Source organism: Acidobacteriota bacterium, assembly GCA_019347945.1.
GTDB lineage: Bacteria > Acidobacteriota > Thermoanaerobaculia > Gp7-AA8 > JAHWKK01 > JAHWKK01.
The window spans coordinates 1-8,933 of record JAHWKK010000047.1 but is presented as its reverse complement, the minus strand read 5'-3'; the positions used below and the strand labels follow the sequence as shown (position 1 = coordinate 8,933).

Annotated in this window: 8 protein-coding genes; 6 read left to right on the top strand and 2 right to left on the bottom strand. The window is 62.8% G+C overall.

The window, feature by feature from the left end; genetic code table 11:
- Positions 1-768: 768 nt before the first annotated feature.
- Together KY459_16575 and KY459_16570 are read right to left on the bottom strand one after the other, a co-directional pair.
- Complete coding sequence (locus KY459_16575; protein MBW3566323.1) at positions 769-2,217, bottom strand: amino acid decarboxylase; 1,449 nt, start codon at positions 2,215-2,217, stop codon at positions 769-771.
- A gap of 28 nt (positions 2,218-2,245) precedes the next feature.
- Entirely contained in the window at positions 2,246-3,625 is a 1,380-nt protein-coding gene (locus KY459_16570) for an acyl--CoA ligase (GenBank protein MBW3566322.1), read from the bottom strand.
- An 84-nt stretch (positions 3,626-3,709) separates the two neighbouring features.
- Here KY459_16570 and KY459_16565 point away from each other — a divergent pair, with 84 nt between their 5' ends.
- Genes KY459_16565 through KY459_16540 form a run of 6 tightly spaced genes read left to right on the top strand, consistent with a single transcriptional unit; the run spans position 3,710 to position 8,830 of the window.
- The gene (locus tag KY459_16565; GenBank protein ID MBW3566321.1) at positions 3,710-5,014 is read left to right on the top strand and encodes a tryptophan 7-halogenase; all 1,305 of its coding nucleotides are present in this window, start codon (positions 3,710-3,712) and stop codon (positions 5,012-5,014) included.
- Complete coding sequence (locus KY459_16560; protein ID MBW3566320.1) at positions 5,011-5,289, top strand: acyl carrier protein; 279 nt, start codon at positions 5,011-5,013, stop codon at positions 5,287-5,289. Before KY459_16565 ends, KY459_16560 begins: the two co-directional genes overlap by 4 nt.
- On the top strand, positions 5,286-5,678 hold the full coding sequence (locus tag KY459_16555; protein MBW3566319.1) for a hypothetical protein: 393 nt from the start codon (positions 5,286-5,288) through the stop codon (positions 5,676-5,678). The genes KY459_16560 and KY459_16555 overlap by 4 nt, the downstream gene beginning before the upstream one ends.
- The gene (locus tag KY459_16550) at positions 5,675-6,910 is read left to right on the top strand and encodes a beta-ketoacyl-[acyl-carrier-protein] synthase family protein (protein ID MBW3566318.1); all 1,236 of its coding nucleotides are present in this window, start codon (positions 5,675-5,677) and stop codon (positions 6,908-6,910) included. The genes KY459_16555 and KY459_16550 overlap by 4 nt, the downstream gene beginning before the upstream one ends.
- Positions 6,900-8,111: a hypothetical protein gene (locus tag KY459_16545; GenBank protein ID MBW3566317.1), complete on the top strand. Its 1,212-nt coding sequence runs from the start codon at positions 6,900-6,902 to the stop codon at positions 8,109-8,111. The genes KY459_16550 and KY459_16545 overlap by 11 nt, the downstream gene beginning before the upstream one ends.
- On the top strand, positions 8,108-8,830 hold the full coding sequence (locus tag KY459_16540; GenBank protein ID MBW3566316.1) for a glycosyltransferase family 2 protein: 723 nt from the start codon (positions 8,108-8,110) through the stop codon (positions 8,828-8,830). The genes KY459_16545 and KY459_16540 overlap by 4 nt, the downstream gene beginning before the upstream one ends.
- Positions 8,831-8,933 lie beyond the last annotated feature (103 nt).

Below are 8,933 nucleotides of genomic sequence, written 5' to 3'. Positions count from 1 at the left end.
GGGAAGAGGCGTAGCTCGAGCTCGCAGTCGAGCGCAGCTTGGCGTTGTCGTGTCGAAAAAACGATGTGATGAAAGATCGCGCTGTAACTATGTTTCATGATTTGTCGCCGGACAAATCGCGCGGGTGTTGTGGACACTCCAGACATTACCTCGGATCGCGATCCGCGTAAATGGCGAGAATCTGTCGCCCGCTGAAGCGGGCTCGACATTCTGTGCGAAGGCTCTCCAACCCCCGGCTGAAGCCGGGGGCTAAGTTCTTTCGCCCGCAGAGCGGGCTGATGCAAAGTGGAGATCTCGCGAGATTCAAGATCTATTGAGGGGGTCGACGTTCTTTCGCCCGCGGACCGCGGGCTGGGAAGTGGAGATCTTCGGAGATTCAACGTTTTCTAGGGCCGTCGACGTCGGTAGCCCGCGGAGGCGGGCTGGGAAAGACTCGATCATCGCCCCGGTTTCGCGAACTCGGCGCGGTAACAGAATCGAACACGACCGGCTCAAGTGTCAGGCGCGCTCGATCGGCGAATCGGACGGAGCCGATCTCGCAGATTCAACGTCTCTCAAGGGCGGGCGACAGAACCGAACACGACCGGCCCGGAAAACTATCCGATCGAAACTGTGGCGAGCAAGTTCCAGGCGCATACACTGACCGTGCCGGTTCGTGAGGCGCTCGAAACCGACGCCGGTGACGGAGCCGCCGAAGGCGGCGCCAGATCATAGCCCCCGGCTTCAGCCGGGGGACAGGAACGTGGCACCTCAACTGTCGAGCCCGCTTCAGCGGGCGACAGAATCCCCGATTTCGATCCGGATCAACTCGAGCAGCTTCTCGATGTCGGACCACACCGTCGCGCCATTTCCGATCGCAATGCGGATTGCATAGCGATCGCGAATCCGCGTGTGTGAAACGTAGGCTTTCCCTGAGGCATTGATCGCCTCGAGCAAAGCCTCCGTCTCTCTTTCCGACCACTGCCGGTCCTCGCCTCCCCCTTCGGTTCGCCGGACGACCCGAAACACGACCACGCTCATCGAGACCGGGACGACGAGCTCGAGCCCCTCGGTTCGCTCGATCTCCCGCCCGAGACGTTCCGCGTACTCGATGTGGTCCGCGATCCGGCCGGCGATCCGCTCGCGGCCGTAATGGGCGAGAACGAGCCAGAGCTTGAGAGCACGGAACCGCCGGCCGAGCTGAAGCCCGTAATCCATGTAATTGACGACATCCTCTTCCCGGGTCTTCAGGTACTCGGGGACAAGACTGAACGTGCGGCGGAGCGTCTCCGGATCGCGGACCCAGAGAATACTGCAGTCGATCGGGACGAAGAGCCACTTGTGAGGGTTGACGTTGATCGAATCCGCGAGATCTGCGCCGTCGAAGATCCACCGGTACTGATCCACGATGGCGGCCGAACCGCCATATGCCGCGTCGATATGCAGCCACGCTCCATGCCGCCGCGCGATCTCGCCCAGCTGCCTCACCGGATCGACCGCGGCGGTCGATGTCGTCCCCGTCGTCGCGACGACGGCGACCGGGTGCCGTCCGCTCCGCAGATCATCCTCGATCGCTCGCTCCAGAGCGGCCGGATCCATGCGGCAGAGCGCATCGGAGCTGACGCGCCTCAACCCGTCCAGCCCCAGTCCCAGTGCGATCACCGCTTTGTCGATGGAGGAGTGGGCCTGATCCGAACAATAGACCGTCATCGGTTTTCCGGAGGATCCAGCACCGCTGTTCCGGACTTCGTTTCCTCCCTTTTCCCGCGCGGCGGCCAGAGCGAGGAAAACGTTGATCGACGCCGTATCGTTGATGATCCCGAACAGCCCTTCGGGGAGACCGAGCATCTCCCTCACCCATTCGACCGCGACCTCCTCGAGCTCGGTCGCTGCCGGAGAGGTCTTCCAGAGCATTCCGTTGACGTTGAACGCTGCGGACAACAGCTCGCCCAGAATGCCGGCGCCGGACCCGGTGATCGAAAAATAGGCATGGAACGAAGGATGGTTCCAGTGGGTGACGCCGGGAACGATCACCTCCCGCAGCTCGGCCAGGAGCTCTTCGTAGGATCGCCCCCCTCGCGTCGGTGGACGAACCCTCGACGAGACCGACCCCGGAGGAAGAGTCGACAGCACGGGGCGATCCCGCTGGGTCGCGAGATAGTCGGCGATCCAGTCGACGGTGGCATGCGCCGCTCGCCGAAACTCCTCGAGGTCCCCATCAAGCGGTCGGTCGATCATGTCGGGAGTCTAGCCGACGATCGCGCGATCAATCGAGGGCGAGCAGCTCGCTCTTCCGGATCTTTCCGCGTTCGTCCACCGGGATCGAATCGATCAACTTCACGACCCGCGGGACCTTGTGTCTCGAGAGCCGCGCGGCACACCATCGGCGGACGTCCCTGACCGAGACCGAACCGGTGGTCACCACTGCAGCCGCGACGACTTCCCCCCGAGCCCCCGCTTCCACACCAAAGACGCGGCAGTCGCGAACGCCGTCGAGCTCGCAGACGATCCGCTCGACTTCCCTCGGATTGACCTTCCGCCCGGCGACATTGATCAGATCCCCTACCCTTCCGAGCAGGCGGAGCCGGCCGTCAGCATCGAGCTCGGCGTAGTCGCCGGTCCTGAACATGCCGTCGTGAAAACGGGAGGATTCCTCCTCGCTCGCCCCGATGTACCCGAGCGCGACGGCGGGGCTCGTCACCTCGAGCACTCCCTCGCGATCGAAGCTCAACTCGACCCCCTCCATCGCCGTCCCCACCGAGCCGGCCTCAACCGCGCCTCCATTCCGATCGTAGGCGATGCCTCCGCACTCGCTGGCTCCGTAAAAAGTATGAATGTCGATCCCGAAACGGTGGCGGAACGCTCTGGAGGTCGCAGGCTTGAGCGGAGCCCCCGCCGAAAGGAACACCCTGACGGTGCGGAAATCTCCTTCCCCGACGGGAAGGGCCGAGAGATGGTCGAACATCAGGGGAATGCCCGGCACGACCGTGCATCCGCCCCGATTGCTCAGGTCGAGAACCGAGTGCGGCATGTAGTCGTTCGACAACACCGCCGCAGTGCCCTGGAGAAAAAGGGGCATCACGACGTTGGAGAATCCGTAGGAGTGAGAGAGCGGAATGGCACCCAGATTCACATCGTCGGATCCGATTCCCATCGTCGAGGAGATCGACTCGCAATCGGCCTTCAGATTCGCCTCGCTCGTCGCAACTCCCCGGGGATAACCGGACGAGCCGGAGGTCAGCTTGATCAGCGCGGTGCCGGCAGGAACAGGGGCAGCGCCACGATTGCCGACGCGCTCGATCTTTACATGGCCATCGGGCTGGATGACGATCGCTTCCACGCCGAACGAATCGATCGTGGTTTTCAGTTCCGCCGGTTTGGCGTCACGATCGACCGGGACCAGGACGAACCGTTCTCTGAAACCGGCCAGGTAGGCTGCGATCAAAGCCGCCGAGTTCCGCATCTGCACTGCAACGACTGCCCCTTCGCCGAGACCGGCGCCCCGGAGTGAATTCCCGACCGAAGCAGATTGTTCGAGTATTTCGATCCGGCTATGACTGCGCTCCCCGTCGTGGATGGCAGGCAGCTGAGGCGCTTGCGCCACGAGCCGCTCGAATGAATATGCAATTGACGAAACCCGACTCACTCGGACCTCTCCACATCCGGTTCCGCCGACCGGTTTCTGGTGACATTCACGACCTTATGCTACAACTTCGACAGATGGTTTTTCATGACTGATCGAGCTCCCTTCGACGTCGCCGTCGTCGGGGCGGGGCCCGCCGGTTCCACCGCGGCTTCCTTTCTCCGTGAAAAAGGCCTCTCGGTGATGCTGATCGAAAGGGCTTCGTTTCCACGTTTTCAGATCGGCGAGAGTCTCCTCCCCTACAACAACGACGTCTTCGAGAAGCTGGGCGTGTGGGACAAGGTCCTGGAGGGCGACTTCGTCGAGAAATACGGCGCCGAATTCAACACCGGCTGCAAGAGGGTCTCTCAGAAGTTCCGGTTCTCGACCTACCTTCCGGACAAATACCACATGGCCTTCCAGGTGCGGCGATCGTCGTTCGATCAGATGCTGCTCGACACGGCAGTCGAGCGAGGCGCCGAGCTCCTCGAGGGGTGGACGGTCACGTCCGTTGATCTCGACGATCCGGAGCGGGTTCGGCTCGAGGCCACCCGGAGCGGTGAAAAGAAGACCTTCGATGCCCGATTCCTCGTCGATGCCACCGGGGCGGACGGGATCCTCGCCCGGATCTCGCCTGATCGCACCGATCGCACCGAGCTCAGAAAAATCGCGATCTTCGCCCACTACAAGGGAGTGGTCCCGGGCGGAGAGGGTCGCGACGCCGGCAACATCGTGATCACGGTCCTTCAGAATGGCTGGTCCTGGCTGATACCGATCGACCGCGAAACGACGAGCTTCGGGCTGGTCGTCGACCGGGATGCCTTCGTCCGGGCGAACATGAAGCCCGCCGAGATCCTCGAGGAGACGATTCGCGCGACTCCGTACCTGGCCGATCGCCTCGGAAATGCGGAGCGAGTCAGCGAGATCCACGCGCGCAAGGATTTCTCCTATCGGATGAAGACCATGCACGGGGACAACTGGGTGGTCGTCGGGGACGCCGCCGGGTTCATCGATCCGATCTTCTCGACCGGTGTCTTCATCGCCATGAAATCTGCCGAGATCGCCGCCGATGCCGTCGACAGACGCCTCCGAACCGGCTCGACGCGGGGGCTGAAGCGATACCAGCGAAAGATGCGAACGGCGCTCGGCCGATACCTCGTCATCATCCGCCACTTCTACCGCCGAGAGTTCGTCGAGGTCTTCCTCAACCCGAAGGAGACTTTCGGGCTGGTCGAAGTCGTGATCGGCCTGCTCGCTGGAAATGCCTTCGAAAGAAATGTCGCACGCTGGAGACTGGGCATTTTTTACGCCCTCGTTCGCATTCAGGGGTGGCTGGGCGTCATTGCCCCCAGAATTCCGTGGAATACACTACCCACGGCACATCTGACATCACAGTCGGAGGGACAGATTTGACCAACGAACAACTCAGACGAAAGCTCAAAGAGCAGCTCGTCGAGCGCCTGAACTTCGAGGATCTTTCAGCAGACGACATCGAAGACGATGAGCCTCTCTTCGCGGGAGGACTCGAGCTCGATTCGATCGATGCGCTCGAAATCGTCGTCATGCTCGAAAGCGAGTTCGGGATCAAGATCCGTAACGAGGAATCGGCCAGACAGCACTTCCGGTCGATTGCCACACTGGCGGACTTCGTCGAAGAGCGGCGGCCGCAAACGGAAAAGGCCGGTTGACCAGCTGGCAAAAGGAGCTTCCTCACCAGATTCCGTTCCGAGCGGTCTCCTCGATCGGCTCCCCGGAAGAAGACTCGGTCACCGCCGGCTCCCTCATCTCGGCCAATGACGCCGGCCGGGATTTCTCGCCCGACTTCTGGCTCGTCGAGGCGATGGCCCAGGCTGCCGGACGGATGGCCTTCGGAGCCGATGCTCTGCCCGGCCAGCTCGTCGCGATCGACCGGTATTCGGTCGAACAGCCCCCCGTGATCGGTGATTGCGTGGCTCTCCGGGTGAAGGCTCTGACCTCGCTCGGAAATCTCCATCGTTTCGAAGCGACCGCTATGATCGACGATGTGCAGATCGCCTCGGCCACACTCACCCTCAGCCCTCCCGGAGGATCCCCGTGAGAATCCCCGATCTCTCGCGGCGTGTCGCGGTCACCGGCCTCGGCATCATCTGTTCGATCGGACGCAACCGGGAAGAGGTGTGGCAGTCGATTCGCGAATCCTCCGGCGGTTTCGGCCAGCTCTCCCGATTTCCCGGTGAAACCTTCCCCACCGATGTCTCCGCCGAAGTCGAGGGAGAGCTCGAGACCGCCCTTGGAAGGGAGATCGACCGGAGACTCTCCCGCTCGGACAAGCTCGGCATCATCGCGGCGAAGCAGGCGCTCGAGCATGCGAGCTCGGCGGGCCAACCCGTCCTCCCCGACGCCGTGCTCGTGTCGGTGGGTTCCTCGACCGGCGGGCTTCTGGAGGGAGAAGCGTGGTACACCGCGCGACGAAAACGAGGAAACCGCACCGCGCCCCTGACGAAAGTCCTGCAGCAGCCGACCTCGGGGCCCGCCGACGCAATCGCCTCAGCGCTGGGACTCGCTGGCGGCGTCGCTTCGAACGCTACCGCATGCGCTTCGGGAGGTGCTTCGATCGGCTTCGCAGCCGACATGATCCGTTCCGGCCGTACCGTCGCTGCCATTGCCGGCGGAACCGATGCGCTCTGCCGCCTCACCTACAGCGGCTTCAATGTGCTTCAGGCCGTCGACCCGACCCCCTGCAAGCCGTTCGACTCGCGGCGCGCCGGAATCACACTCGGGGAAGGCGCCGGCTTCCTCTTCCTCGAAGACTGGAATGAGGCGGAAAAACGAGGTGCCACGATTCTCGCCGAGCTTCTCGGCTACGGTGCCTCGTGCGACGCCCATCACGCGACCGCGCCCCCCGCCGATGGCCGAGGCGCAGCCAGCGCAATCCGCGCCGCGCTCAGAGACGGCCGAACCGCCCCCGAAGCGGTCGACTACGTCAACGCGCACGGAACGGGAACTCCACTGAACGATCCCGCGGAATCCTGCGGCATCACCGCGGCGCTCGGAGCCGCGATCCCGGTCTCGTCCACAAAATCGTTCTTCGGCCACACCCTCGGCGCGGCAGGGGGAGTCGAGGCGGTCGTCACCGTCATGTCCCTGCTCGAGCAGACGGCTCCGGCGACTCTCCGCTGGTCGCAGAGAGACGCCGAGTGTCCGCTCGACTACATCGAGGGAAGCGCCCGGCCGATGCGCATCGATCGCGCCATCTCGAATACCTTCGGATTCGGCGGCAGCAACGTGACACTGCTCTTCGGTCGCGTACAGGGGACGGATGCCGGCTGACAGAACGGTCCCGATTCGAAGCCTGGGTATCGTTGCCCCCGGGGCGACCGGAGTCGACGCATTTTTCGAGCTGCTGAAATCAGGACACACCGCCATATCTCCGATTCCACCCGAGCGATTCGATACGAGCTCGCTACGCTCGTCATGCGCGGGAATCATTTCGGACTTCTCTGCCCGAGACTTCATCAGTCCCGCCAGACTCCGCCGGATGAATCAGTCTTCCCGCCTCGCCATGGCAGCAGCCCGAATGGCAATCGACAGCTCCGGAATCACCGATCTCGCGGATCGAGCGACCGGCCTCGCGCTCGGAACCGCCTTCGGGCCTGTGGAAACCTCGGTCCGATACTTCGACGAATACCTCGAAAAAGGTCCTGGCCTGGCACCCCCTCAGCTTTTCGCGGAGTCGGTCGCTAACGCGCCCGGCAGTCACATCGCGATCGAGTGGAGGCTGACCGGATTCAACGTGACCTTCACCCAGAGCGTCACATCGGCTCTGCTCGCTCTCGGCTTCGCCGGGCTGCAGATTGCAAAGGAAACCACTTCCACGGCGCTGGTTGGCGGAGTGGAAGAAATCAACGAGATCATCTACGAAGTCCTCGATCGGATCGGAGCTCTCGCCCGCGGAGACGGTGATCTCGACGAGGCAGTCCGACCATTCGATCGCCGGCGCAATGGGGTGCTTCCCGGAGAGGGGAGCGCATTCTTTCTCCTCTCCGATCGTGATTCGGATGGCGCCCCGCTCTGCCGTCTGAGCGGTTTCGCGACCGGGAGGGACACGACCGCGACCCTCTCCGACTGGGGATCGGGATCGGAAGCCGTCGCGGAGACGATGAGCTCCGCAATTTTCGACGCGGGACTGCAACCATCCGACATCAGCGCCGTCTGGGCGTCGGCCAACGGAAGCCGCAAAGGCGACGCGCTCGAAGCCGAAGCGCTGCTCGAGCTCTTTGGCCCCAGCTGCCCGCCGGTGGTCGCAACGAAGGGTTGCTTCGGGGAGTGGACGGGGGGCGGCGCACACCAGATCGCCTCGGCTATTCTCGGCCTGCGGCACCAGATCCTCTTCCCCTCTCCCGGCTTCCATGAGTCTGATCTCGGAGAGATTCCCGTCACGGTCACGACGACCGAGCAAGTACTCGATCACATCCTGATCAACGCCATCGCGCCGGGTGGCGCGGTGGTCAGCGCCGTACTCTCGCGATGAGCCGCGACCGACTTCTGATCACCATCCCTGCCTATCAGGCGGCTTCCCATCTCGGGGGAGTCCTCGATGATTGCCTTCCGGTGGCTTCCGAGCTCGGCGCTTCGATCGTCGTGATCGACGACGGCTCCACCGATCTCACGGCCGAAGTCGCTCGCTCGCGAAATGTCGAGGTTGTCTCCCACGGCGCGAATCGCGGCAAGGGCGCAGCCCTCAAGACGGCCCATTCGCTGGCCATGGCGAGAGACATCGACGCCGTGATCACTCTCGATGCCGACGGACAGCATCTCCCGCGGAACATCCCGGTTCTGATCGACGAGTGGAGAAAGTCCCATTCGGATCTCGTGATCGGCTCTCGGAGCCATCTGTTCGACCAGATGGTCCGGCGACGGAGACTCGCCAATCGTTTTTCCGCGCGAACCATTTCCCTGGCTGCCGGGATTCGCATCGAAGACACGCAGAGCGGATTCCGCGTGTACGACCGGAACTTCATCCGGAAGGTTCGATTCGACTCGGAGGGATTCGCCGCGGAGAGCGAGATGCTCGTGATCGGTGCACGACTCGGGCTGCGAATCACCGAGGTGCCGATCGATCTCGGCTTCGTCGACGGAGTGCAGACGAGCCATTATCTGGCCATTCGGGACACCCTCCGGATCGCGTGGCGGGTGTTGCTCACGACGTTGGCGCTGGAGATGAAGAGAAGAGTGAAGAGTGAAGAGTGAAGAGTGAAGAGTGAAGAGTGAAGAGTGAAGAGTGAAGAGTGAAGAGTGAAGAGTGAAGAGTGAAGAGTGAAGAGTGAAGAGTGAAGAGTGAAGAGTGAAGAGT

What these genes read in the sequence shown, in the direction of transcription:
- KY459_16575 (MBW3566323.1), bottom strand. Translation starts at nt 2,217, where the DNA reads ATGATCGACCGACCGCTTGATGGGGACCTCGAGGAGTTTCGGCGAGCG.
- KY459_16565 (MBW3566321.1), top strand. Translation starts at nt 3,710, where the DNA reads ATGACTGATCGAGCTCCCTTCGACGTCGCCGTCGTCGGGGCGGGGCCC.
- KY459_16545 (MBW3566317.1), top strand. Translation starts at nt 6,900, where the DNA reads ATGCCGGCTGACAGAACGGTCCCGATTCGAAGCCTGGGTATCGTTGCC.
- KY459_16540 (MBW3566316.1), top strand. Translation starts at nt 8,108, where the DNA reads ATGAGCCGCGACCGACTTCTGATCACCATCCCTGCCTATCAGGCGGCT.